This is a genomic window from Pandoraea nosoerga, assembly GCF_902459585.1.
Lineage (GTDB): Bacteria > Pseudomonadota > Gammaproteobacteria > Burkholderiales > Burkholderiaceae > Pandoraea > Pandoraea nosoerga.
This window is the reverse complement of record NZ_CABPSC010000001.1, coordinates 12,807-35,804: the sequence shown is the minus strand read 5'-3', so window position 1 is coordinate 35,804 and position 22,998 is coordinate 12,807. Positions and strand designations below refer to the sequence as shown.

Here is a 22,998-nt window from a genome sequence, read left to right as displayed (position 1 = left end):
ATGAGACGTTTCACTGCGGCCGAACCCGCGCCGGCGGCCTCCGGTTCTCGGAACCATGCCCGGCCGGCCCGCGGCGACTGGCAGGTCATCAAGTCGCTGCTGCCGTATCTGCTGGAATTTCGCGCACGCGTCGCGCTCGCGCTGTCGTGCCTCGTGCTCGCCAAGGTGGCTAACCTGGGCGTGCCCATCCTCATGAAGCACATTGTCGACGCCCTCGGGCCGGTGGCGGCGCTCTCGACCGCCGCGCGGGCGTCGGCCGACCCGAGCCTGATCGTGGTGGGCGGCCTTGGCCTGCTGGTGATCGCCTACGGGCTCGTGCGGCTGTCCACGTCGCTTTTCACCGAGCTGCGCGAAATCCTGTTCTCGAAGGTGACCGAAAGCGCCGTGCGGCAGATCGCGCTCAAGGTGTTCCGGCATCTCCACGCGCTCTCGCTGCGCTTTCATCTCGAGCGGCAGACCGGCGGCATGAGCCGCGACATCGAGCGCGGCACGCGAGGCATCCAGTCGATGATCTCGTACTCGCTCTACAGCATCCTGCCCACGGTGATCGAAGTGGCGCTGGTGCTCGGCTTCTTCGTGGCGCGCTACGACGCGTTCTACGCAATTGTCACGCTCGGCGCGCTGGTGCTCTACATCACGTTCACGGTCAAGGTCACGGAGTGGCGCACGCACTTTCGCCGAACGATGAACGAACTCGATTCGAAGGCCAACGCGCGCGCCATCGATTCGCTCATCAATTACGAGACGGTGAAGTACTTTGGCAACGAGGCGTTCGAGACGCAGCGCTACGACGAGAACCTGAAGCGCTACCGCGCGGCGGCCATCCGTTCGCAGAATTCGCTCTCGGTGCTCAACTTCGGCCAGCAGGCGATCATCGCCGCCGGCCTCATCCTGATTCTGTGGCACGCCACGCAGGGCGTGATGAGCGGACGCATGACGCTGGGCGATCTGGTGCTCGTCAACACGTTCATGCTCCAGCTCTATATTCCGCTGAACTTCCTCGGTGTGATCTACCGCGAACTCAAGCAGGCCATGACGGACATGGACCGCATGTTCACGCTGCTCGACGTCAATCGCGAAGTGGCCGACCCGCCCGGCGCCCGCTCGCTCGCATGCAGCGGCGGGACGGTGCGCTTCGAGCATGTGAACTTCGGCTACGAGCCGACACGCCAGATTCTGCACGACGTCGATTTCACGGTTGCGGCGGGCACGACCACGGCCGTCGTGGGCCACAGCGGCTCGGGCAAGTCCACGCTCTCGCGCCTGCTGTTTCGCTTCTACGACGTGGGCTTTCCCGGCGTGCCCGCTGGTCGCATCACGATCGACGGCCAGGACATCCGCGAGGTCACGCAGGACTCGCTGCGCGCGGCCATCGGCATCGTGCCGCAGGACACGGTGCTGTTCAACGACACGATTTACTACAACATCGCCTACGGCAATCCGTCGGCCTCGCGCGACGAGGTGATCGCGGCCGCGCGCGCCGCGCATATCCACGATTTCATCGAAAGCCTGCCCGCGGGGTACGAGTCGATGGTCGGCGAGCGCGGCCTGAAACTCTCCGGCGGCGAGAAGCAGCGCGTGGCGATTGCGCGGACCATCCTCAAGAATCCGCACATTCTGATTTTCGACGAAGCGACCTCGGCGCTCGATTCGCGCTCGGAGCAGGCGATTCAGGCGGAGTTGCGCAACATCGCGCGCGAGCGCACGACGCTGGTCATCGCACACCGCCTCTCGACGGTGGTGCACGCCGCGCAGATCATCGTGCTCGACAAGGGGCGCATCGTGGAGCGCGGCACGCACGACGAACTGCTGCGCGCCGAGGGCCTGTACGCGCAGATGTGGGCGCTGCAGCAGCAACGGCGTGGCGGCGAGGGAGACGCCGAGGCGTCGCACTTCGCCACGGTCGTGTCCTGAGCGGCCTGGCAGCCCCGTGCGCGGGCATCTCCGGGAGCACGTTTGTCATCCGCGCCGCCGATTGAGTAGACTAGCGCGCTGACATCGCCGACGCGGGAGCACCGCATGGAAATCAAGTGGCTCGAGGACTTCGTGTCGCTCGCCAAGACGAACAGTTTCAGCCGTTCGGCCGAGCTGCGCCATGTGACGCAGCCGGCATTCTCGCGCCGCATCCAGGCACTCGAGGCGTGGCTGGGCAGCGAACTGATCGACCGTTCCAGCTACCCCACGCGCCTGACCCCGGCGGGGGACGTCTTCTACGAGCAGGCGCTCGCACTGCTCGCCCAGGCGCAGGAAGCGCGGGCGCTGCTGCGCGAGCAGCGCTCGGCGGACCACTCGGTGCTGGACTTCGCCGTGCCGCACACGCTCTCGATGACCTTCTTCCCGCGCTGGCTCAAGACGCTGGAAAAGCGTCTGGGCCTCTTGCGCAGCCGCTTGCGCGCGTTGAACGTGCATGACGCGGCCATGTCGCTCACGGATGGCGGCTGCGATCTGCTGATGTGCTACTACCACCCGAGCCAGCCGCTGCAGCTCGACGCCTCGCGCTACGAGATGGTGGTGCTCGGCAGCGAGCGCTTCAGCCCGTACAGCGCACCCACGCCGCAAAAGCGCGCCCGCTTCAGGCTGCCGGGCACGCCCGAAGCGCCGGTGCCCTATCTCGCCTATACGTCCAACGCCTACCTCGGACGCATGGCGGATCTGCTCGTGGGCGACACGGCGAACCCGCCACATCTGGACAAGGTCTACGAGACCGACATGGCCGAGGCCCTCAAGGCGATGGTGCTCGCCGGGCATGGCGTGGCATTCCTGCCGCAGAGCGCCGTGGTCGACTCGATTGCGCGCGGCGAACTGGTGGACCTCGCCCCGCCCGGCAAGGCGGGCGCGCCTTGGCATCTGGACATGGAAATCCGCCTGTACCGCGACCGGCTCGCCTACACCGACGCGAGCCACCGGCGCGAGCGCGCCAAGCGCGATGCCGTCGAGGCGTTCTGGCAGGCGGTGCGCGATCAGGTCAAGGGGTGAAAAGGGGGGTGAAAAGGGGGGTGAAAAGGGGAGAAAAGGGGTAATAGGGGGCGAAAGGGGCGAAAGGGGCGAAAGGGGAAGGGGAGGAAAGCCGGGAAAAAAACCGGGAGCGTAGTAGGGGCTCCTCAGGGAATTCCCATTGGTTGACAGACCCCGGTGCCAGCGTTGGCGCGCGTTCGCCGCCATTCGCGTGACGAACCGGTGAAATGAGGAAACTATGCAGGAATTGCATAGTTGCATGTTTTTTCGGCATTGGATTGTTTTCGACGGTTATTTGTAAAGTGCGAGCCATTCGTGTCGTGCCTGCGTGCGGGCACTGATTGAAGCCGGAGAATCCAGAGATGTCTCAAACGTCACATGCCTTGCCTTCCTACCTTCAGGCCGACGACCTCGGCCCGTGGGGCAACTACCTTCAGCAGGTCGATCGCGTCACGCCCTACCTGGGCTCGCTCTCGCGCTGGGTCGAAACCCTCAAGCGCCCGAAGCGCATCCTGATCGTCGATTGCCCGATCGAGCTCGACAACGGCACCATCGCGCACTTCGAGGGCTACCGCGTGCAGCACAACACCTCGCGCGGCCCCGGCAAGGGCGGCGTGCGCTTTCATCAGGACGTCACGCTCTCCGAAGTGATGGCTCTGTCCGCGTGGATGTCGGTCAAAAACGCAGCCGTGAACGTGCCTTACGGCGGCGCCAAGGGCGGTATCCGTGTGGACCCGCGCAAGCTCTCGCGCGGCGAGCTCGAGCGCCTCACGCGCCGCTACACCAGTGAGATCAACATCATCATCGGCCCGACGAAGGACATTCCGGCGCCGGACGTCAACACCAATGAACAGATCATGGCGTGGATGATGGACACCTACTCGATGAACGAGGGTTCCACCGCCACCGGTGTCGTGACCGGCAAGCCGATCTCGCTGGGCGGCTCGCTCGGTCGGCGCGAGGCCACCGGCCGCGGCGTGTTCGTGGTGAGCTGCGAAGCGGCCCGCCGCCTGGGCATGGACGTGCGCGGCGCGCGCGTGATCGTGCAGGGCTTCGGCAACGTGGGCGGTATCGCCGCACGCCTGTTCCATGAGGCCGGCGCACACGTCATCGGCGTGCAAGACCACACCGGCACGATTTACAAGTCGGACGGCCTGGACGTGCCGAACCTGCTCAAGCATGTGGCCGAGACCGGCGGCGTGGGCGGTTTCGCGGCGGCCGAATCGATCAAGGACGAGGAGTTCTGGTCGCTCGACTGCGAGTTCCTGATTCCGGCGGCGCTGGAAAACCAGATCACCGAGAAGAACGCCGACAAGATCCGCGCAAAGGTCGTGGTCGAAGGCGCGAACGGCCCGACGACGACGGCGGCCGACGACATCCTGCGCAGCAAGAACATCCTCGTGGTGCCGGACGTGGTCGCCAACGCCGGCGGCGTGACCGTGTCGTACTTCGAATGGGTGCAGGACTTCTCGAGCTTCTTCTGGACCGAGGAAGAAATCAACCACCGTCTGGAGCGCATCATGCGCGAAGCGTTCGACGGCGTGTGGCACGTGGCCCAGGAGCACAAGGTGTCGCTGCGCACGGCGGCGTTCATCGTGGCGTGCAGCCGGATTCTTCAGGCCCGTGAAATGCGTGGCCTGTACCCCTGATCGTGGGCGCTGCGGCACTAAGTAGTAATACGCATTAATGCGTAAAACCGAATGTTCGGGGCGATTTACGTCAAAAAAGGCGGACGTTCCGAGCATTCGAGAATAAAAAAATAGGCAATTGCAGTGCTAGAATGCATTCGTTTTGTGCCAAGGAGACCAAGGAATGACCCTCTCGAAAATTGCATTGGCGATGTGCTGTGTGGGCCTGATGGCAGGTGCTGCGCAGGCTCAGGAAAGCGGTACGCTCAAGAAGATCAAGGACAGCGGCGTTATTTCGCTGGGTAACCGCGAATCGTCGATCCCGTTCTCGTTCTACGATAACCAGCACAATGTCGTGGGCTATGCCAACGACGTCGCGATGGCCATCGTGGCGGAAGTCAAGAAAGAGCTGAACCTGCCGAAGCTGGACGTCAAGCAGACCCCGATCACGTCGCAAAACCGTATTCCGCTGGTGCAGAACGGCACCATCGACATCGAGTGCGGTTCGACCACGAACAATGCCGAGCGCCAGAAGCAGGCTGCGTTCTCGAACACGTTCTTCATCATCGGCACGCGCTTGCTGACGAAGAACAGCTCGGGCGTGAAGGATTTTGCCGACCTCAAGGGCAAGAACGTCGTGACCACGGCGGGTACGACCTCGGAGCGTCTGCTGCGCGAGATGAACCAGAAGGAAAACATGGGCATGAACATCATCAGCGCCAAGGATCACGGCGAGGCAGCCATTACGCTGCACTCGGGCCGCGCCGTGGCGTTCATGATGGATGACGCCCTGCTCGCCGGCGAGCGCGCCAAGTTCAAGGATGCCAAGGACTACAGCATCGTCGGCAAGCCGCAATCGTATGAAGCCTACGGCTGCATGATGCGCAAGGACGATCCGGCCTTCAAGAAGCTGGTCGACAAGGCGGTCGCGGACTACCAGAAGTCGGGCAAGGCACAGGCCGACTACAAAAAGTGGTTCCAGTCGCCGATCCCGGCGCTGGGCGGCACGAACATGGACTTCCCGCCGTCGGCCGAAATGGCAGCCCTCTGGAAGTCGCCGAACGACAATGCCGACGTTCAGGGCGCCAAGTAAGCCGACATCGGCTTGACGGATCGCTGAACATTATCGGTGCGTAATGCTGAAGCGGAAGGAGTCGATCCTTCCGCTTCTTTTTAAGCAAGACAAGTAGAAAAAGGGGAGATCATGGCTCTCGGTCTCGATTTCAGTTTCTTCTTCCAGCCGGTGGCCACCGGCGAGGACACCACCTACTTCGGGTGGCTGGTCTCGGGCTTCAAGCTCACGCTTGAGGTGGGCCTCGGCGGCTGGATCATCGCGCTCATCGTCGGCTCCGTGCTCGGCGTGATGCGCACCGTCCCCAACAAGTGGATCTCCGGCTTCGCGACGGCTTACGTCGAGCTGTTCCGGAACATCCCGTTGCTGGTGCAGTTGTTCTTCTGGTACTACGTAGCCCCCGACTTTCTGCCCGAAGGCGTGCGCCAGTGGCTGTTCTCGCTCAATCCCTCGAACGTCTCGCTGCTCACCGGTGTGGTCGGCCTGGGGCTCTTCACGGCCGCCCGGGTGTGTGAACAGGTGCGTTCCGGTATCAATTCGCTGCCCAGGGGCCAGAAGAATGCCGGTCTGGCCATGGGACTCACGCTGCCGCAGACGTATCGCTTCGTGCTGCTGCCGGTGGCGTTTCGCGTGGTGATTCCGCCGATCACCTCGGAGTTCGTCAACATCTTCAAGAATTCGGCCGTGATCTCGACGGTGAACCTGCTCGAGCTGACCGGTCAGGGCAAGCAGCTCATCGACTACACGGCGCATAGCTACGAATCGTTCATCGCTGTGACGATCGCGTACATGCTCATCAACATCGTCGTGCTCATGCTCATGCGTTGGCTCGAATCGAAGACCCGCCTGCCGGGCTACATCGGGGGCAAATAATGGGTGAGATTTTCGCTTGGGGCGGCGCGATCGACGCGATGCCGCTGCTCGTCAAGGGCATGGTCACCACGCTGCAGATCACGGTGCTCGCCGTGATCGTCGGCATCATCTGGGGCACGCTGCTCGCAATGATGCGCCTGTCGGGGGTGACGGTCCTGAAGTGGTTCGCGGACCTGTACGTGAACGTATTCCGCTCGATCCCGCTGCTGATGGTGCTGCTGTGGTTCTTCCTGATCGTGCCGCAGGTGCTGCGCTCGCTGCTCGACGTGCCGCCGACCTGGGATATCCGGATGGTCTCGGCACTGGTGGCCTTTTCGCTGTTCGAAGCGGCGTATTATTCGGAGATCATCCGCGCCGGTATCCAGAGCGTGTCGCGCGGCCAGATGTCCGCCGCCTTCGCGCTGGGCATGTCGTACTGGCAGGCGATGGGCCTCGTGGTGCTGCCGCAGGCGTTCCGCAACATGGTGCCGTTGCTGCTCACGCAGGGCATCATTCTGTTCCAGGATACGTCGCTCGTGTACGCGATCGCCTTGGCCGACTTCTTCGGCATGGCGTACCAGGTGGGCCAGCGTGACGGCACTCTGCCTGCGATGATTGTGTTTGCCGGAGCGGTCTACTTCGTGATCTGCTTCACGGTTTCGATGTTGGTTAAACGTCTTCAAAAGAGGTTGGCGAAATGATTACCCTGAAAAACGTCTCCAAGTGGTACGGCCAGTTCCAGGTGCTCACGGACTGCTCCACTGAAGTCAAGAAGGGTGAAGTCGTGGTGGTGTGCGGCCCGTCGGGTTCGGGCAAGTCCACGCTCATCAAGACCGTCAACGGTCTGGAGCCGATCCAGCAAGGCGAGATCATCGTCGACGGCACCTCGGTCGCCGACCCGAAGACGAACCTGGCCAAGCTCCGCTCGCGCGTGGGCATGGTGTTCCAGCACTTCGAGCTGTTCCCGCACCTGTCGATTACCGAGAACCTGACGCTCGCGCAGGTCAAGGTGCTCGGCCGGCGCAAGGACGAGGCCACCGAGAAGGGCCTCAAGCTGCTCGAGCGCGTGGGCCTCAAGGCGCATGCGCACAAGTTCCCGGGACAGCTCTCGGGCGGTCAGCAGCAGCGCGTGGCCATCGCCCGCGCCCTGTGCATGGACCCGATCGCCATGTTGTTCGACGAGCCGACGTCGGCCCTCGATCCGGAAATGATCAACGAAGTGCTCGACGTGATGGTCGAACTGGCTCAGGAAGGCATGACCATGATGGTGGTCACGCACGAAATGGGCTTCGCCAAGAAGGTCGCGAACCGCGTGATCTTCATGGACCAGGGCCTGATCGTCGAAGACGACAAGAAGGAAGAGTTCTTCGCGAACCCGAAGTCGGATCGCGCCAAGGATTTCCTGGCCAAGATCCTGCACTGATCGATGCCGGCGGGCGTGACATCGAACACATCACGCCGCACATCACGCCGCACATCGCGCCGGAACGAAAAAGCGTGCCCTCGGGCACGCTTTTTTTGTGGGCGCCTGCCGGCGCCGCCAGCGCCATCGGTCGCGCGCGGCGGCAGGCGCTTCCTGGCCCTTACTGACAGGCCGTGTTCTGCGCGTTGCGAAGGCGCACGGCCTCAGGGATCGGCACGACGGTGCGCAGCGACGGCGCGCCCTTTTCGAACAGGATCAGCTCGCCCGGCTCGAAGGTCGTCCAGGTTTCGTTGTCGGTAAGCGGCACGGTCGCAATGACGGCCACGCGATCGGCCGGCGTCGTGAACTTCGCGAAATCGATTTCCCAGTCGGCGTCGATCAGATGCGCCTTCGTAAACGGCCACTGCCGCGCGATGAAATGCAGTCGCGTGGAGCAATGGGCGATGAGCGCCTGTCCGTTGGACAGCACGAAATTGAACACGCCGTGGCGCGTGATCGTGCGGGTGATGTCTTCCACCGCGTGGAAAAGCTCGTCGAGCGGCGGCTGTGAACCAGGGAAGCGCTTGCGCAGGCCCTGCATGATGTCGCAGAACGCGCGCTCGCTGTCGGTCGTACCGACCGGTTGGTAGACGCCGGAGAGAAACGGGTCGTAATCGTGCAGATCGCCGTTGTGGGCGAAGATCCAGTGGCGGCCCCACAGTTCGCGCTGGAACGGGTGGCAGTTCTCCAGCTCGACGACGCCCTGCGTCGCCTTGCGGATGTGGGCGATGACGTTCTTCGACTTGATCGGGTACTTCTTCACCAACTCGGCAATGGGCGAGTTCGCCGCCGCCTGGTGATCGATGAAAAGCCGGCAGGCCTTGTCCTCGAAGAACGCGATACCCCAGCCGTCGGCATGGTGATCCGTGCCGCCCCCGCGCGCCGCAAAACCGGTAAATGAAAACGTGATGTCGGTCGGTTCCGCGCAATTCATTCCGAGCAGTTGGCACATGGGACGGGCAAATCGATGATGGGCTGCGCACGTCGTGTCGGAGCGCCGCAACCGTTACAATATGGGGTTGCACAAGCATAGCATCGGCCCCTGTGTACGTACATTCCCGCCCAAAAAGTCCGTCGCGCGCACGCGTCATCTCGCGCCGCCGCGGCCTTCATGGGCCAGCCGTCCCCCAAGCCCCGGAAAACGCCCATGACGACCCAACTGACCATCACCCGCCCCGATGACTGGCATCTGCACGTACGCGATGGCGACGTGCTCAGGAGTGTGCTGCCCGACAGCGCCCGCCAGTTCGGCCGCGCGATCATCATGCCGAACCTCAAGCCGCCGGTCACCACGACCGAGCAGGCCGCCGCCTATCGCGAGCGCATCCTCGCCGCGCGCCCGGCCGGCAACACGTTCGAGCCGTTGATGACGCTATACCTGACCGACAACACGCCGGGCGACGAGATCCGCCGCGCCAAGGCGTCGGGCTTCGTGCACGGCGTGAAGCTCTACCCGGCCGGGGCCACGACGAACTCCGACGCGGGTGTGACCGACCTCGCGAAGTGCCGCGGCGCGCTCGAAGCGATGCAGGAAGTCGGCATGCCGCTGCTGGTGCACGGTGAGGTGACGAGCGCGGACATCGATATCTTCGATCGCGAAAAGGTCTTCATCGACCGCGTCATGACGCCACTGCGCCGCGATTACCCGGCTCTGAAGGTCGTTTTCGAGCACATCACCACGAAGGACGCGGCCGAGTACGTCGCTCAGGCCGACGGTCCGATCGCCGCCACCATCACCGCGCATCACCTGCTGTACAACCGCAACGCGATCTTCACCGGCGGCATTCGCCCGCACTATTACTGCCTGCCCGTGCTCAAGCGCGAGACGCATCGCGAGGCGCTGGTCAAGGCGGCCACCTCGGGCAGCCGCCGGTTCTTCCTGGGCACGGACAGCGCGCCGCACGCCCGTGGCGTGAAGGAAGCCGCCTGCGGCTGCGCCGGTTGCTACACGGCGCTGCACGCGATCGAGCTGTATGCGGAAGCGTTCGACAAGGCCGGCGCGCTCGACAAGCTGGAAGGCTTCGCGAGCTTCCACGGCCCGGACTTCTACGCGCTGCCACGCAACACCGACAAGATCACGCTCGTGCGCGAGGCGTGGGAGTTGCCGGCTGAACTGCCGATGGGTGACGCAACGGTCGTGCCGCTGCGCGGCGGCGAAGTCATCGGCTGGAAGCTCAAGGGCTGAGTGGCGCGCACCAGATTGCCGTATGTCGCGGCAGGCCGCTCAGGCGGCAGGGCAACGAGGCGCCGAGCGCCGGTGGTGTTGCCATGACGGCGGGGTTGCCACAGATCGACTGGGCCGCACCGTGGTTCGCCGCGGTGTCGGCGCTCGGGCAGCACGCGCTCGCCGCGTCCGACTGGCGCGAGGCACTGGCCGCGCAGGCCGCCGCTGCCGGACTCACGAGCGGGCAGGGGTGCCCGCTTCGTTTCGTCGCGCAAGAGGCACTGCCGGCCGGCACCGCCTACGAGGCGTTCATTGCCGCGACGGGAGGCGTGCCGACGCGCCGCAATTTGCACGATTTCTTCAACGCACTCATCTGGCTGACGTATCCGCGCGGCAAAGCGGCGCTCAATGCGCGCCAGGCGGCGGCCCTCGCTGCGCGAGGCGTACAGCCGACTCGCGGGGCCACGCGCGACGCCGCTACGCTTTTCGATGAAAACGCCGTCATCTTCGCATGCAGCGACTCGTCGCTCGGGGCGGCGCTGCGCGCTTTCGACTGGCACACGTTGTTCGTCGAACGCCGCGCCCACTGGGGCCTCGCCTGCGAAGTCCAGCCGTTCGGGCACGCCTTGCTGGAGAAGCTGGTCGCACCGTACAAGTCGATCACCGCGCACGCGTGGATCGTCGACGTGCCAGCCGACTATTTCGGCTGGGCCCCGCCGCAGCGGCGCCGCTGGCTCGACGACCGGATCGCCCCGACGCTCGCGGTCGCGCCGCTCGCCACACGCGACTTCGCGCCGCTGCCGGTGTTGGGCATTCCCGGATGGTGGGCTGCCAACGCCGATCCGGGCTTTTATCTCGATACGACGGTGTTTCGCACCGGGAGGCGCCGGAAGCCGTAGCGGCGGCGGGCGCCGCCGGAGGGCGGGGCGTCAGTGGGGGCGTCAGTGGGGGCGTGAGCGTTGCGGCGTCGACGCCGGCACGCGTGATACACTTCGGCCCGCAGAGTCGGCCAGACAATCGCCGCCTTCCCTCGGGAAGGGGGAGGAAAGTCCGGACTCCACAGGGCAGGGTGATGGCTAACGGCCATCCGTCGTGAGACGCGGAACAGGGCAACAGAGAGCAGACCGCCGATGGCCCCTGGCGCAAGCCAGGCGGATCAGGTAAGGGTGAAACGGTGCGGTAAGAGCGCACCGCGGCGTGCGGCAACGCACACGGCACGGTAACCTCCACCCGGAGCAATTCCAAATAGGCAGGTGAGCGGCATGCGCCTCGTGTGCATGCCGGCAACGGGGCCCCCGGGAGCCTGCGGGTAGGAAGCTTGAGCGGCGCAGTGATGCGTCGCCTAGAGGAATGATTGTCAGGCGCGGCGCAAGTCGCGCTCACAGAATCCGGCTTATCGGCCGGCTCTGCATCCCGATGAATGCAAAAGGCTCCCGCGAGGGAGCCTTTTGCGCATCTGCGGCGCGAGCCGCGATCAGCCTTCGACGATTTCCACGCTGTGCGTGAGCTCCGCCGTCTTCGCGAGCATGATCGACGCCGAGCAGTACTTGTCATGCGACAGGGTCACCGCGCGCTCGACCGTGGCGGGGTTCAGGTTGCGCCCCGTGACGGTGAAATGGAAATGGATCTTGGTGAACACCTTCGGATCTTCGCTGGCGCGCTCGGCCTTGAGCGTCACGCTGCACCCCTTTACCTCGGCACGGCTCTTCTTCAGGATCAGTACCACGTCGTATGCCGTGCAGCCGCCGGTGCCGACCAGCAGCATTTCCATCGGACGTGGCGCCTGATTGTGCCCACCGCCCTCCGGCGCCCCGTCCATCGCGACGATGTGACCGCTGCCCGTCTGCGCGACGAAAGCCATGCCGTCCTGGCCCATCCAGCTAACCTTGCATTCCATATCTCGAAACCCCGATTTCTCGTTCAAGCAAAAATTGTAGCGGCTTCCGCAATCGTGCGTACCGTCCCGCAACCGAGGGCGCCGACGTTTTCGGTGCGGGTTGCTGCGTCGCAATATTGGCGCTTTTTTGATCGGGTTTTCAGGGGGAGAAACCCTAAATTCAGGTCGATCCCGCTAGTTGGAGATCGATGCCGAGACGTTGAATGCTATTAAGTCGTTGAATTTTAACGATTTTTCTGTTCTGGTGATTTTCGTTTTGAATTTCATATTATGGTGTTGTATTTCGCACTATAAATTTTCTTGCATTGCACCATGACGTTTGCTACACTTCAGTCATTGGTTGTTGTGCTTCACAGCAACGCTGCAAGTGTCTCCTCCACCCTCCTCCTTTGGTGGATTTAACCCGGACCCTCGAGGTTCGGGTTTTTTTTTTGTGTTGCCGGAAACGGCGTTTACCGAGCGACAGCTTTTTTCTGTATAATCAACGGCTTTTCCGGAAATGCCCACGGAAAATGCATCAGGGAGAGCCTGCAAGCACAGGACTGCGCCATGCGACCGAAGTGTTGCCAGGACGCGGCCGGCAGACAAGCAGGAAGTTGGTGTCTATGGGGCAAACAGTATTTTTTTTGGATCGATCATGAAGACGTTTTCCGCTAAGCCGGCAGAGGTGACGCGCGAATGGTTTGTGATTGACGCGACGGACAAAGTCCTCGGCCGTGTCGCCAGCGAAGTGGCACGCCGTCTGCGCGGCAAGCACAAGCCTGAATTCACGCCGCACGTTGATACTGGTGACTACATCATCATCGTCAACGCTGCCAAGCTGAAAGTCACGGGCGCAAAGCAAACTGACAAGAAGTACTACCGCCACACCGGTTATCCGGGCGGTATCTACGAAACCACGTTTGGCAAGATGCAGGAGCGTTTCCCGGGCCGTGCGCTCGAGAAGGCCGTGAAGGGCATGCTGCCGAAGGGTCCGCTGGGCTATGCGATGATCAAGAAGCTGAAGGTTTACGCCGACGGCAACCATCCGCACGAAGCGCAGCAACCGAAGTCGCTCGAGATCTAAGGGCCACGCCATGTTCAAAAACGATTGGAATTACGGCACCGGCCGTCGCAAGAGCGCCGTCGCTCGTGTGTTCATCAAGGCTGGCAAGGGCGACATCGTCGTCAATGGCAAGCCGATCAAAGAGTACTTTGCTCGTGAAACGTCGCTGATGATCGTCCGTCAGCCGCTCGAGCTGACCAACCACGCCGAAACGTTCGACATCAAGGTCAACGTCTCGGGCGGCGGTGAAACGGGTCAGGCCGGTGCGGTTCGTCACGGCATCACCCGCGCACTGATCGACTACGACGCGACGCTCAAGCCGACGCTGTCGACCGCTGGCTTCGTCACGCGCGATGCCCGTGAAGTCGAACGTAAGAAGGTTGGTCTGCACAAGGCCCGCCGACGCAAGCAATTCTCGAAGCGTTAATCGCACGAGTGCTTGTTCGCATCTGCCGCAAGCAGATGCAGGAAAGGCCGCCTCGCGCGGCCTTTTTTCATTTACGGCGCCACGCTCACGCGCGCGGCGCCGCCCGACGGCCGGCGTGGCGCCGCGTCACACGTGTCGTGGAAGCTTGATAGAATCGCGGTTCCGATTCAAAGGGGTGGGACATGGTCAAGGTAGGTATCGTAGGCGGCACCGGCTATACGGGTGTGGAGCTCCTCCGTCTGCTCGCGCAGCATCCGGAAGTGAAGTTGACGGCGATTACCTCGCGCAAGGAAGCGGGTACGCCGGTCGCCGACATGTATCCGAACCTGCGAGGCCGTGTCGATCTGGCGTTCGTCACGCCCGACGATGCCCGTCTGACCGACTGCGACGTGGTGTTCTTCGCCACGCCCCACGGCGTGGCCATGTCGCAGGCGCGCGAGCTGCTCGCCGCCGGTGTGCGCGTGATCGATCTGGCGGCCGACTTCCGCCTGAAGGACACGGCCACGTTCGAGAAGTGGTACGGCATGCCGCACGCCTGCCCGGACATTCTCGAAGAAGCCGTCTACGGCCTGCCCGAAATCAATCGCGAGCAGATCAAGAGCGCGCGCGTGATCGGCCTGCCGGGTTGCTATCCGACGTCCGTTCAGCTCGGCTATGCACCGCTGTTCGCGGGGGGGCGCAAGCTCGTCGACCCGAAGCATCTGATCGCCGACGCGAAGTCGGGCGCGAGCGGCGCCGGCCGCAAGGGCGAGACGTCGCTGATCCTCGCGGAGACGGCCGACAACTTCAAGGCATACGGCGTGAAGGGGCACCGTCACCATCCGGAAATCAAGCAGGGGCTCGAGGCGATCGCCGGCTACGAGGTGGGCCTGACGTTCGTGCCGCACCTGTTGCCGACCATCCGCGGCATTCATTCGACGCTCTACGCGACGATCCTTCCCGAGGCCCGCGACACCGACTTCCAGGCGCTGTTCGAGACGTACTACGCCGGCGAGCCGTTCGTGGACGTGCTGCCGGCCGGTTCGATGCCCGAGACGCGCTGGGTGCGCGCCTCGAACTACGTGCGCGTGGCAGTGCATCGTCCGGGCAATGAAGACACGCTGGTCATCCTCGTGGTCGAGGACAACCTGGTCAAGGGCGCGTCCGGTCAGGGCGTGCAGTGTATGAACCTGATGTTCGGCTTGCCGGAGAATACGGGCCTCACCCATATTCCCGTACTGCCGTAACGGTATTTATCGTTTCTAAGCCCTTGATTTTTCGGCACCCGGCACGATTTGGGATTAGGGACTAGAATGGTACCGAAACGATTTTTGGAGATTTGCGATGAACGCACCGCTTGAGGCCGCCGTCACGGAAATGCCCGCGTTCCTGGTCTTTACCGACAGCGCCGCGGACAAGGTCAAGCAACTGATCGACGAGGAAGGCAACCCCGAGCTCAAACTGCGCGTTTTCGTGCAGGGCGGCGGGTGCTCCGGCTTTCAGTACGGTTTCACCTTCGATGAAGACGTCAACGAAGACGACACCGTGCTCGACAAGAACGGCGTGTCGCTGCTGATCGACTCGATGAGCTATCAATACCTCGTCGGCGCCGAGATCGACTACAAGGAAGATATCAACGGCGCCCAGTTCGTGATCAAGAACCCGAACGCGACCACGACGTGTGGCTGCGGCTCGTCGTTCTCGGTCTGAGCGAACAGGACTGACGGGAGGCAATGCCGGGGGCGCATCGGCGACGAGGCGCGCGGGCATGCAGGCAATATCCCGCAATACCCCTCCCCGGAGGGGTATTTTTTTGTCCGTTCAAAAGGTGGCGCGGTGCCGGTCGCGCCACGGTCACGGGATGTCAGCGGGGATAGATGGCGCCCAGAATGCGCGGGCCCTTCGCGCCGGTGACCGACGGAAGATTCCCCGGTTCGCGCGCGAGACAGCGCTCGGCGAGCCAGGCGAACGCCAGTGCCTCGACCTGATGCGGGGGCACGCCAAGCGCTTGCGTCGTCGCGACGCTGACGCCGGGCAGGCGTTCGGCAATCGCCTGCATGAGCGCGGCATTGCGCGTGCCGCCGCCGCAGGCGTAGAAGCTCCTGCAGTCCGAGGCATGACCCAGCACGTCGTTGGCCACGCACTGCGCCGTGAGCGCGACGAGTGTGGCTTGCACGTCAACGGGGGCGACGTTGGGAAATGCGGCTAGCTTGCCGTCGAGCCACGCGGCGTGGAACAGGTCGCGTCCGGTGCTCTTGGGTGGCGTCTGCGTGAAATACGGCTCGCTCAACAGGGCGGCGAGCAGCGCCTCGTCCACGCGTCCGCTTGCGCCCCATGCGCCGCCGTCGTCATAGGGCTTGCCGAGATGGCGCGCGGCCCAGCCGTCGAGCAGGGCATTGCCCGGGCCGCAGTCGAAGCCCGACACCGGTCGGCCCGTGGCGGCTGCCGGCAGGATCGTGACGTTGCTGATGCCGCCGAGGTTGCAGACCACGCGCGTCTCGCCGGCCTCGGCGAAGCGCGCCTGATGGTAGGCCGGCACGAGCGGCGCGCCTTGGCCGCCGGCCGCGACGTCGCGGCTGCGCAAGTCCGCGACAACGTCGATGCCGGTCAGTTCGGCGAGCAGTGCGGGGGCGTTGAGCTGGCGGGTATAGCCCACGCCGTCGAACTCGCCGGGGCGATGACGGATCGTCTGGCCATGCGCGCCGATGGCGGTCACCGCGGACGCCGGCAAGCCAGCCTTGGCGAGCAGCTCGCTCACGCATTCGGCATAGTGTCGAGCCAACGCATTCGCAGCCAGCGCTTCGCGATGAAGCTCATTGTCGGACGGGGCTTGCAGCACCATCAGCGTCTCGCGCAGCGGCTGCGCAAATGCAATGTACGCTTCGGCCAGCACTTGCCCGCCGGGCGAAGCCACGAGCACGCCATCCACGCCATCGAGGCTGGTGCCGGACATCAGGCCGATGTAATGGGACGACGGCGGGGACGGCGGGGAGGGCGCGGTGGCGCCCGAGCGGGCGTCTTGAGCGGAAAGGTCAGTCATGAGCGAAGCGCGGGCGAAGGGATAGCGCGAATAGCGGCGGCGGGGCGACGACACGGCGGCACGGCGACACGGCGGCACGGCGACACGGCGGCACGGCGACACAACAAAACGGCGACACGACGAAGTGCCCCGATCGGCTGCCGCACCGCCCGGGCTCGCGAGCCAATCGCTCGCTGAGCCCGCGCCGTGCGGCCCCTAGCATACCTCAATCGCGCTCGGCGACTTGGACGGTGCGCATCAGGTCGATGCGCTTGAGCAGATTTTCCGCGTACATGTCGAACAGCTTCAGGCGGGCGCCCGAGAGCGGCGCGACGGCGGCGACGTCGGTCGCGAACGGATTGCGCGGCACTCCGTTCAGGCGCAACTCGTAGTGCAGGTGCGGCCCGGTCGCCCAGCCCGTCTGGCCGACGAAGCCGATGACCTGGCCCTGCGTGACGCGCGTGCCCGGCTTCACCCCCGGGCCGAAGCCGGAGAGGTGCGCGTAGCGTGTCTGGTAGTTGCCGGCGTGCTCGATCTCGATCAGGTTGCCGTAGCCGTTCTGCTTGCCAACGAACGTGACGACGCCGTCGCCGGCCGCGAACACGCGCGTGCCGATGGGCGCGGCCAGATCCACGCCCTCGTGCTTCTTCCATTGATGCTGGAACGGATGCTCACGGCCGCCGAACGCCGACGAAATGCGCGAGAACTCGACCGGCGTGCGCAGGAATGCCTGCTTCAGGTTGCGGCCGTCGAAGCCGTAATACGCGCCTTCGGGCGAGCCTTGCGGGTCGGCGTACCAGATGGCCTGATGCGTCTTGCCCTGGTTGATGAACTCGATGGCGAGCACGCGTCCGGTGCGAACCGTGCGGTCCTGCTGCTTGATCACCTCATAGACGAGGCGGAAGCGATCGCCGCGGCGCACGTCGCGCTGGAAGTTGATCACGCCGGAGAAGATGTTGACCATCTGCGCGACGACCGCATCGGGCACGCCGGCGTCGTCCATCGCGGTGAAGAAGTTGCCCGTGATGGCGCCCGAGCGCATGGCCCATTCGGTGTCGTTCGCAAGCTGCTCCATGCGCGCGCGCAGACGCCCGTCGTCGTTGCGGTCGATGACGAGCTGCTGCGCCGTGGCGCTGCCGGTGGACAGGACGGTGGAGAGCGAGACGAGCTTGCCGTCGTCGTCGGTCTCGGCCTGCACGACCTGACCGGCGGGCACGCCGATCAGACGGCGCGCAACGGCATTCTCGCGGATGAAGCGTTCGGCGGTGGGGTCCTGGATCGACAGCCGCGAGAGCATGTCGCCCAGCGTCTCGCCGCGGCGCATTGCCACTTGATGGATATAGGTCTGGGATTGCGCGTCGAGCTGCTGGATCTGTCGGGCCAGGTCGGGAAAGGTGAGCGGCAGCGTCACGCTCGCACCGTTGCGCGCCGATTCCGGCACCATGGGCGCCACGCCGAAAGCGGTCACCATTCCCAACGTCAGCGCCGAGCCGACCGTCGCCACGATTTGCACCTTTCTTCGGCGGTGCTTCGGCTGCGTGGGATCGATCAGGGTCAGCAGTTCACGCGCAAAAAAATCACGGAGTTTGGGCCACATCACGTAAAATTCTGCGCAACTTACAAAAAAGCCCGGGCGGAGCGACACGCTTCGCGATTGCCTGTCGGATTTTCCGGGGCAACCCGGCGTCGCTTCGGCCCGAGCCGAGAATTGAGCGGCGATTATAGCAGACGCATCGCCGTCTCCGCCTTTACTGACTGATTAGGGGGAACCCCCGATCCAGTCCGGACAATGATGTTATGACAAGTGAACACGCACTCACCTCGGATAAGCAGTACCCTGTGACCGACGCCACGCGGGCCGCACTGGCGATCGCCAAGCGCGGTTGCGACGAGTTGCTGGTGGAAGAGGAGTTCCTGCAGAAGCTCGCGCGCAGCGAGGCCACCGGCAAACCGCTTCGCATCAAGCTCGGCCTCGATCCGACCGCGCCCGACATCCACATCGGCCACACCGTGGTGCTCAACAAGATGCGCCAGCTCCAGGACCTGGGCCACACGGTCATTTTCCTGATCGGCGATTTCACCTCGCTGATCGGTGATCCGTCGGGCCGCAACAGCACGCGTCCGCCGCTCACGCGCGAGCAGATCGAAGCAAACGCGAAGACCTATTTCGAGCAGGCCGCGCTGGTGCTCGACCGCAGCAAGACCGAGATCCGCTACAACAGCGAGTGGTCGATGAAGCTTGGCGCGGACGGCATGATCAAGCTCGCCTCGCGCTACACCATGGCGCGCATGCTCGAGCGCGAGGACTTCACCAAGCGCTTCCAGGGCGGTGTGCCCATCGCCATCCACGAGTTTCTGTACCCGCTCATGCAGGGCTACGACTCGGTCGCCCTGGAGTCGGACCTCGAGCTGGGCGGCACCGACCAGAAGTTCAACCTGCTCGTGGGCCGCGAGCTGCAGAAGCAGTACGGTCAGGAGCCGCAGTGCATTCTCACGATGCCGCTGCTCGAAGGGCTCGACGGCGTCGAGAAGATGTCGAAGTCCAAGGGCAACTACGTCGGCATCAGCGAGAAGCCGAGCGAGATGTTCGGCAAGCTCATGAGCATCTCGGACGAGCTGATGTGGCGTTACTACGAGCTGCTGTCGTTCCGCTCGCTCGAACAGATCGCGCAGTTGCGCAAGGACGTCGAGGGCGGGCGCAACCCGCGCGACGTGAAGGTCCTGCTCGCGCAGGAGATCGTGGCGCGCTTCCACTCGCCGGCCGACGCCGAGCGCGCGCTCGAGGACTTCAACGCGCGCGCGCGCGGCGGCGTGCCGGACGACATTCCGGAAGTCTCGCTCGACGGTGCGCCGCTGGGCATTGCCCAGTTGCTCAAGCAAGCCGGTCTGGTGCCGTCGACCTCGGAGGCCAACCGCAACATCGAGCAAGGCGGTGTGCGCGTCGATGGCGAGACGGTGTCCGACAAGGGCGCGAAGATCGAGGCCGGGACTTACGTCGTGCAGGTCGGCAAGCGCCGCTTTGCCCGCGTGACGCTCGCCTGAGCGTGCGCGTCGCGCCGTTCCCGCGCATCACGCCATGATCGCGCTCATTCAACGCGTGCTCGAAGCCGCGGTGACGGTCGATGGCCGCACCGTCGGCGCCATCGGCCCCGGGCTGCTTGCGCTGGTGTGCGCCGAGCGCGGCGACACTGAAGCGAGCGCCGACAAATTGCTCGCGAAACTGCTCGGCTATCGGGTGTTCTCCGACGAGGCGGGCAAGATGAACCGCAGCGTGTCGAACCTCGACGGCAACGGCGCGGCCGGCGGCTTGCTGCTCGTCTCGCAGTTCACACTGGCGGCCGATACCAACAGCGGCACGCGACCGAGCTTTACGCCGGCGGCGAGTCCCGCACACGGCAAGCGTCTTTTCGACCACTTCGTCGCCCAGGCGCGCGAGCGCCACCCGATCGTGGAGACGGGCGAATTCGGCGCGCACATGCGTGTCTCGCTGGTCAACGACGGCCCGGTGACTTTCTGGCTGCAGAGCCGGCCTGAGCACGCCGGGTCCGCCTGAACCCGGGGGATCCGCCTCGAAGCGCCTGAAGGGGCCAGCGGCCTGGAGCGCTCCGGGCCGGCTCAACGCGGCTTCCCCGGAGGATTCGGACGGCTGCGAACTCGCGCGGCGCCACCCATCGTCGCGCATTGCGCCCTCGCCGGTGCACGTCCGGCCGTGCACGCCACGCGCACCCTCTGCGCCATACCCATGCGCTCGTGCGGGACACCGGTCCTGCCGTGCATGGGGCGTCGCGGCGTCGGACCGATGCGATCGATGCGATCGATGCGACCGCGCGGCAGGAGCGGCAGGCGCGGCCCTGGGACGCCCCGGAGGCATCTCGAAAATTGCTCGGAATCGTCTGAAATCGCCGCAATTGGCTGCGGGGCGGCCGCCGGACTGCACGCGATTCGCACCGGTGTGATACCGTCAACGGGTTTCGCAATGACAAGCACGGGAGAAAACGATGAAAGTCTGGAGTGACTCGTTTGCCGACAACGCGGCGATGGATGCACAGTTCGCCTTTGGCAAACCCGATGCGCAGTCGCACGTGGCGCTGTCGCAGAACAAGAACCCGCATCTGGCCTGGTCGGACGTGCCGGCGGGCACGCGCTCGTTCGTCGTGATCTGCACCGACAGCGACGTGCCGAGCCGCGGCGACGACGTCAACAAGGAGGGGCGCGAAGTGCCGGCCGACCTGCCGCGCGTCGACTTCTATCACTGGGTGCTGGTGGACGTGCCGGCGTCGGTCTCGGAAATTCCCGCGGCCAGCCACAGCAATCATGTCACGCCGCGCGGCAAGTTCGGGCCCGACGCGCTCGACGGCATGCGTCACGGCGTGAACGACTACACCGCGTGGTTCGCCGGCGACGAAGCCATGAAGGGCGACTACTACGGCTACGACGGCCCGTGCCCGCCGTGGAACGACACGATCGTCCACCACTATCACTTCACGGTCTATGCGCTCGACATCGCGCGCGTGCCGCTCGAAGGCCGTTTCGGCGGCGACGACGTGCTCGCTGCAATCAAGCCGCACGTGCTGGCCAGCGCCACCGTGACGGGCACCTACACGCTCAATCCAAAGGTGGCCTGACGCCCGGCGCGCCACTCTCAATCGCACACTGCCATTGCATCGATGAACCGCACGACGACCACCTTCACGCTGATTCGCCACGGCGAGACCGACTGGAACCGCGTCAAGCGCATTCAGGGGCATACGGACATTCCGCTGTCGGTCGAAGGGGAGCGTCAGGCGGCGCGGCTGGGCGAGCGCATTGCGCGCGACGTGGCCGCCCATGGGCGCGTGTTCGACCATGTGCTCACGAGCGATCTGCGGCGTGCGGTGCAGACCGCCGAGCCGGTGGCGCGTGCCTGCGGCCTGCCGCTGGTACGCACCGCGAATCTGCGTGAGCGGCATTACGGCGTGTTCGAGACGCGCGTGCCCGACGAGATCGAGGCCGAGTTCCCGCAGGACTACGCGCGCTGGCAGAGCCGCGATCCGGACTTCACGATCCCCGGCGGGGAATCGACGCGCGCCTTCTACACCCGCATCACCGAGTTCGTTTCGCAACTGTTGCGCGACTACGCGGGGCAGCATCTCGCACTCGTTGCGCACGGCGGCGTACTCGACTGCTGCTACCGCTTCGCGACCGGCTTGCCGTTGAGCGAGCCGCGCTCGTATCCGCTGCTCAATGCGAGCGTGAATCGTCTGGCCTGCGACGGCGAGCGCTGGCAAGTTCTGAGCTGGGCAGACGTCTCGCATCTGGATCACGCCGTGCGCGACGAGAGCAACGACAAGCCCCGGGCAGCGGAAGGGGCGGCGCAAGCGAACGCTGCAGCGGTGACGGATCGCGTCGATCCGCGCGTGGTGTAACGCCGGCCGGCTGCGGCGGCAAGCATTGAGCGTTTCACCGCGCGCGGCGCGCCGCCGGTTCAGCGTTCCAGCGACGGCTGCACGTTGGCGGCATCGGGGGTGGCAAGCGCCCGGCGTCGCGCGCGATGCGCCACGCTGTTTCGCATGGCCCAGCGGGCGAGTCGCGCCGTATGCCGCACGGCCGCACGAACCGTCATGCGACGCACGGCCGCACCGTCGGCGAACCCGAGCATGGCCTGCGACCACTCCGGCAGCAGATCGACGCCGGCGCTGAACAACAATCCACTGAACATGCGAGCACCGGCGAACGGCGCGGGCAGATTGCGCAGCACGCGAACGACTTCGTCCGTGCGCTCGCTCGTCTGCAGCGATGAACGCATGGCTGCCAGATACTCGTCGATCTGCGCGACGCTCGTCGGCACGTCGCGCGCGCCGAGCGCGATCGCAATACGCGCGACTTCCGCGTAGTAGCGATCCTGTTCGCCGCGCGCGAACGTCGGGTCCTTGTAGACCAGATAGCTGCGAAGGAAGCTCGACGTCTCGGCGACATGCACCCAGGTGAGCAGGTCGGGGTCATACGCCGCGTATGGACGCCCGTCAGGCGCGGTGCCCTTCACCTGGAGATGGATGCGGCGCACGCGCTCGAGCAGTGCTTCGGCATCGGCGGTGTTGCCGAATGTGGTGCCGCCGATGAACGTGGCGGTGCGGCGCAGCCGGCCGATCACGTCCTGGCGGAAGGTGGAGTGGTCCCAGACGCCGGCCATGGCGAGCGGATGGAGCGACTGCAGCAGCAGGGCGCTGACCCCGCCGATCATCATCGACATGAAGTCGCCATGCACATGCCAGCACGCGGCGCCGGGGCCGAACAGACCGGGGTCGCCCGGCGGCGTGTCGTAGTTCAGGCGCGGGGCGCCTGGACCGGACGTCAGGCTCACGAGCCGCATGGCGATCGCATGGCGTATGCGCCCCGACACGCCCACGACCGGGCCGGCCGGCCGCAGCGGCGTGGCAGGGGGCGGCGTGGGGAGGTCGTCGTGCGAAGACATGCGTCGATCCGTACCGAGTGACGATGGCGAGAGGCGCGAGCGCCGAT

Annotated in this window: 22 protein-coding genes and 1 other RNA gene; 18 read left to right on the top strand and 5 right to left on the bottom strand. The window is 64.8% G+C overall.

Going from position 1 to position 22,998, the window contains the following annotated elements; genetic code table 11:
- From PNO31109_RS00180 to PNO31109_RS00150, 7 genes are all read left to right on the top strand, one after another.
- Entirely contained in the window at positions 1-1,914 is a 1,914-nt protein-coding gene (locus PNO31109_RS00180) for an ABCB family ABC transporter ATP-binding protein/permease (RefSeq protein WP_150553629.1), read from the top strand.
- A 105-nt stretch (positions 1,915-2,019) separates the two neighbouring features.
- The gene (locus PNO31109_RS00175) at positions 2,020-2,976 is read left to right on the top strand and encodes a LysR family transcriptional regulator (protein ID WP_150553628.1); all 957 of its coding nucleotides are present in this window, start codon (positions 2,020-2,022) and stop codon (positions 2,974-2,976) included.
- Between the two features lie 341 nt (positions 2,977-3,317).
- On the top strand, positions 3,318-4,604 hold the full coding sequence (locus PNO31109_RS00170) for a Glu/Leu/Phe/Val family dehydrogenase (protein WP_150553627.1): 1,287 nt from the start codon (positions 3,318-3,320) through the stop codon (positions 4,602-4,604).
- A 163-nt stretch (positions 4,605-4,767) separates the two neighbouring features.
- Positions 4,768-5,676 (top strand): glutamate/aspartate ABC transporter substrate-binding protein, encoded by a 909-nt coding sequence (locus tag PNO31109_RS00165; RefSeq protein WP_150553626.1) that lies wholly within the window; start codon positions 4,768-4,770, stop codon positions 5,674-5,676.
- Positions 5,677-5,787: 111 nt separating this feature from the next.
- Positions 5,788-6,528, top strand: coding sequence for an amino acid ABC transporter permease (locus tag PNO31109_RS00160; protein WP_150553625.1), 741 nt, complete (start codon positions 5,788-5,790; stop codon positions 6,526-6,528).
- Positions 6,528-7,208 (top strand): glutamate/aspartate ABC transporter permease GltK, encoded by a 681-nt coding sequence (gene gltK, locus PNO31109_RS00155; RefSeq protein ID WP_150553624.1) that lies wholly within the window; start codon positions 6,528-6,530, stop codon positions 7,206-7,208. Before PNO31109_RS00160 ends, gltK begins: the two co-directional genes overlap by 1 nt.
- Positions 7,205-7,930, top strand: coding sequence for an amino acid ABC transporter ATP-binding protein (locus PNO31109_RS00150; protein ID WP_150553623.1), 726 nt, complete (start codon positions 7,205-7,207; stop codon positions 7,928-7,930). Before gltK ends, PNO31109_RS00150 begins: the two co-directional genes overlap by 4 nt.
- A 160-nt stretch (positions 7,931-8,090) precedes the next feature.
- Here PNO31109_RS00150 and PNO31109_RS00145 read toward each other — a convergent pair whose 3' ends face one another.
- Complete coding sequence (locus tag PNO31109_RS00145; RefSeq protein ID WP_150553622.1) at positions 8,091-8,921, bottom strand: class II glutamine amidotransferase; 831 nt, start codon at positions 8,919-8,921, stop codon at positions 8,091-8,093.
- A gap of 195 nt (positions 8,922-9,116) precedes the next feature.
- Here PNO31109_RS00145 and pyrC point away from each other — a divergent pair, with 195 nt between their 5' ends.
- From pyrC to rnpB, 3 genes are all read left to right on the top strand, one after another.
- A complete protein-coding gene (gene pyrC / locus PNO31109_RS00140) occupies positions 9,117-10,154 on the top strand; it encodes a dihydroorotase (protein WP_150553621.1) in 1,038 nt (345 codons plus the stop codon).
- An 83-nt stretch (positions 10,155-10,237) separates the two neighbouring features.
- Complete coding sequence (locus PNO31109_RS00135; RefSeq protein ID WP_150553620.1) at positions 10,238-11,032, top strand: DUF3025 domain-containing protein; 795 nt, start codon at positions 10,238-10,240, stop codon at positions 11,030-11,032.
- A 102-nt stretch (positions 11,033-11,134) separates the two neighbouring features.
- Positions 11,135-11,545: RNase P RNA component class A (gene rnpB, locus PNO31109_RS00130), an RNA gene on the top strand.
- Between the two features lie 62 nt (positions 11,546-11,607).
- On the opposite strand, the gene PNO31109_RS00125 is transcribed toward rnpB, so the two are convergent.
- Complete coding sequence (locus PNO31109_RS00125) at positions 11,608-12,030, bottom strand: OsmC family protein (protein ID WP_150553619.1); 423 nt, start codon at positions 12,028-12,030, stop codon at positions 11,608-11,610.
- 637 nt (positions 12,031-12,667) lie between these two features.
- Between PNO31109_RS00125 and rplM the strand changes: the two genes are divergently transcribed.
- The 4 genes from rplM to erpA all read left to right on the top strand — a co-directional run bounded on the left by rplM (position 12,668) and on the right by erpA (position 15,191).
- The gene (gene rplM, locus PNO31109_RS00120) at positions 12,668-13,096 is read left to right on the top strand and encodes a 50S ribosomal protein L13 (protein ID WP_010805091.1); all 429 of its coding nucleotides are present in this window, start codon (positions 12,668-12,670) and stop codon (positions 13,094-13,096) included.
- Between the two features lie 10 nt (positions 13,097-13,106).
- Positions 13,107-13,502: a 30S ribosomal protein S9 gene (rpsI, locus tag PNO31109_RS00115; RefSeq protein ID WP_010805092.1), complete on the top strand. Its 396-nt coding sequence runs from the start codon at positions 13,107-13,109 to the stop codon at positions 13,500-13,502.
- Positions 13,503-13,684: 182 nt separating this feature from the next.
- Positions 13,685-14,728: an N-acetyl-gamma-glutamyl-phosphate reductase gene (gene argC, locus PNO31109_RS00110; RefSeq protein ID WP_150553618.1), complete on the top strand. Its 1,044-nt coding sequence runs from the start codon at positions 13,685-13,687 to the stop codon at positions 14,726-14,728.
- Positions 14,729-14,825: 97 nt separating this feature from the next.
- A complete protein-coding gene (gene erpA / locus PNO31109_RS00105) occupies positions 14,826-15,191 on the top strand; it encodes an iron-sulfur cluster insertion protein ErpA (protein ID WP_023597499.1) in 366 nt (121 codons plus the stop codon).
- 154 nt (positions 15,192-15,345) lie between these two features.
- Here erpA and PNO31109_RS00100 read toward each other — a convergent pair whose 3' ends face one another.
- Together PNO31109_RS00100 and PNO31109_RS00095 are read right to left on the bottom strand one after the other, a co-directional pair.
- Positions 15,346-16,521, bottom strand: coding sequence for an anhydro-N-acetylmuramic acid kinase (locus PNO31109_RS00100; protein ID WP_150553617.1), 1,176 nt, complete (start codon positions 16,519-16,521; stop codon positions 15,346-15,348).
- A 205-nt stretch (positions 16,522-16,726) separates the two neighbouring features.
- Positions 16,727-18,097, bottom strand: a complete 1,371-nt coding sequence (locus tag PNO31109_RS00095) for a M23 family metallopeptidase (protein ID WP_150553616.1) — start codon at positions 18,095-18,097, stop codon at positions 16,727-16,729.
- A 200-nt stretch (positions 18,098-18,297) separates the two neighbouring features.
- Between PNO31109_RS00095 and tyrS the strand changes: the two genes are divergently transcribed.
- From tyrS to PNO31109_RS00075, 4 genes are all read left to right on the top strand, one after another.
- The gene (gene tyrS, locus PNO31109_RS00090; RefSeq protein WP_150553615.1) at positions 18,298-19,542 is read left to right on the top strand and encodes a tyrosine--tRNA ligase; all 1,245 of its coding nucleotides are present in this window, start codon (positions 18,298-18,300) and stop codon (positions 19,540-19,542) included.
- A 34-nt stretch (positions 19,543-19,576) separates the two neighbouring features.
- On the top strand, positions 19,577-20,053 hold the full coding sequence (gene dtd, locus PNO31109_RS00085) for a D-aminoacyl-tRNA deacylase (RefSeq protein ID WP_150553614.1): 477 nt from the start codon (positions 19,577-19,579) through the stop codon (positions 20,051-20,053).
- 445 nt (positions 20,054-20,498) lie between these two features.
- A complete protein-coding gene (locus PNO31109_RS00080) occupies positions 20,499-21,125 on the top strand; it encodes a YbhB/YbcL family Raf kinase inhibitor-like protein (RefSeq protein ID WP_150553613.1) in 627 nt (208 codons plus the stop codon).
- A 42-nt stretch (positions 21,126-21,167) separates the two neighbouring features.
- A complete protein-coding gene (locus tag PNO31109_RS00075; protein WP_150553612.1) occupies positions 21,168-21,905 on the top strand; it encodes a histidine phosphatase family protein in 738 nt (245 codons plus the stop codon).
- A gap of 59 nt (positions 21,906-21,964) precedes the next feature.
- On the opposite strand, the gene PNO31109_RS00070 is transcribed toward PNO31109_RS00075, so the two are convergent.
- Positions 21,965-22,951, bottom strand: a complete 987-nt coding sequence (locus PNO31109_RS00070) for an oxygenase MpaB family protein (RefSeq protein ID WP_150553611.1) — start codon at positions 22,949-22,951, stop codon at positions 21,965-21,967.
- Positions 22,952-22,998 lie beyond the last annotated feature (47 nt).

What these genes read in the sequence shown, in the direction of transcription:
- PNO31109_RS00180 (WP_150553629.1), top strand. Translation starts at nt 1, where the DNA reads ATGAGACGTTTCACTGCGGCCGAACCCGCGCCGGCGGCCTCCGGTTCT.
- PNO31109_RS00175 (WP_150553628.1), top strand. Translation starts at nt 2,020, where the DNA reads ATGGAAATCAAGTGGCTCGAGGACTTCGTGTCGCTCGCCAAGACGAAC.
- PNO31109_RS00170 (WP_150553627.1), top strand. Translation starts at nt 3,318, where the DNA reads ATGTCTCAAACGTCACATGCCTTGCCTTCCTACCTTCAGGCCGACGAC.
- PNO31109_RS00165 (WP_150553626.1), top strand. Translation starts at nt 4,768, where the DNA reads ATGACCCTCTCGAAAATTGCATTGGCGATGTGCTGTGTGGGCCTGATG.
- PNO31109_RS00160 (WP_150553625.1), top strand. Translation starts at nt 5,788, where the DNA reads ATGGCTCTCGGTCTCGATTTCAGTTTCTTCTTCCAGCCGGTGGCCACC.
- gltK (WP_150553624.1), top strand. Translation starts at nt 6,528, where the DNA reads ATGGGTGAGATTTTCGCTTGGGGCGGCGCGATCGACGCGATGCCGCTG.
- PNO31109_RS00150 (WP_150553623.1), top strand. Translation starts at nt 7,205, where the DNA reads ATGATTACCCTGAAAAACGTCTCCAAGTGGTACGGCCAGTTCCAGGTG.
- PNO31109_RS00145 (WP_150553622.1), bottom strand. Translation starts at nt 8,921, where the DNA reads ATGTGCCAACTGCTCGGAATGAATTGCGCGGAACCGACCGACATCACG.
- pyrC (WP_150553621.1), top strand. Translation starts at nt 9,117, where the DNA reads ATGACGACCCAACTGACCATCACCCGCCCCGATGACTGGCATCTGCAC.
- PNO31109_RS00135 (WP_150553620.1), top strand. Translation starts at nt 10,238, where the DNA reads ATGACGGCGGGGTTGCCACAGATCGACTGGGCCGCACCGTGGTTCGCC.
- PNO31109_RS00125 (WP_150553619.1), bottom strand. Translation starts at nt 12,030, where the DNA reads ATGGAATGCAAGGTTAGCTGGATGGGCCAGGACGGCATGGCTTTCGTC.
- rplM (WP_010805091.1), top strand. Translation starts at nt 12,668, where the DNA reads ATGAAGACGTTTTCCGCTAAGCCGGCAGAGGTGACGCGCGAATGGTTT.
- rpsI (WP_010805092.1), top strand. Translation starts at nt 13,107, where the DNA reads ATGTTCAAAAACGATTGGAATTACGGCACCGGCCGTCGCAAGAGCGCC.
- argC (WP_150553618.1), top strand. Translation starts at nt 13,685, where the DNA reads ATGGTCAAGGTAGGTATCGTAGGCGGCACCGGCTATACGGGTGTGGAG.
- erpA (WP_023597499.1), top strand. Translation starts at nt 14,826, where the DNA reads ATGAACGCACCGCTTGAGGCCGCCGTCACGGAAATGCCCGCGTTCCTG.
- PNO31109_RS00100 (WP_150553617.1), bottom strand. Translation starts at nt 16,521, where the DNA reads ATGACTGACCTTTCCGCTCAAGACGCCCGCTCGGGCGCCACCGCGCCC.
- PNO31109_RS00095 (WP_150553616.1), bottom strand. Translation starts at nt 18,097, where the DNA reads ATGTGGCCCAAACTCCGTGATTTTTTTGCGCGTGAACTGCTGACCCTG.
- tyrS (WP_150553615.1), top strand. Translation starts at nt 18,298, where the DNA reads ATGACAAGTGAACACGCACTCACCTCGGATAAGCAGTACCCTGTGACC.
- dtd (WP_150553614.1), top strand. Translation starts at nt 19,577, where the DNA reads ATGATCGCGCTCATTCAACGCGTGCTCGAAGCCGCGGTGACGGTCGAT.
- PNO31109_RS00080 (WP_150553613.1), top strand. Translation starts at nt 20,499, where the DNA reads ATGAAAGTCTGGAGTGACTCGTTTGCCGACAACGCGGCGATGGATGCA.
- PNO31109_RS00075 (WP_150553612.1), top strand. Translation starts at nt 21,168, where the DNA reads ATGAACCGCACGACGACCACCTTCACGCTGATTCGCCACGGCGAGACC.
- PNO31109_RS00070 (WP_150553611.1), bottom strand. Translation starts at nt 22,951, where the DNA reads ATGTCTTCGCACGACGACCTCCCCACGCCGCCCCCTGCCACGCCGCTG.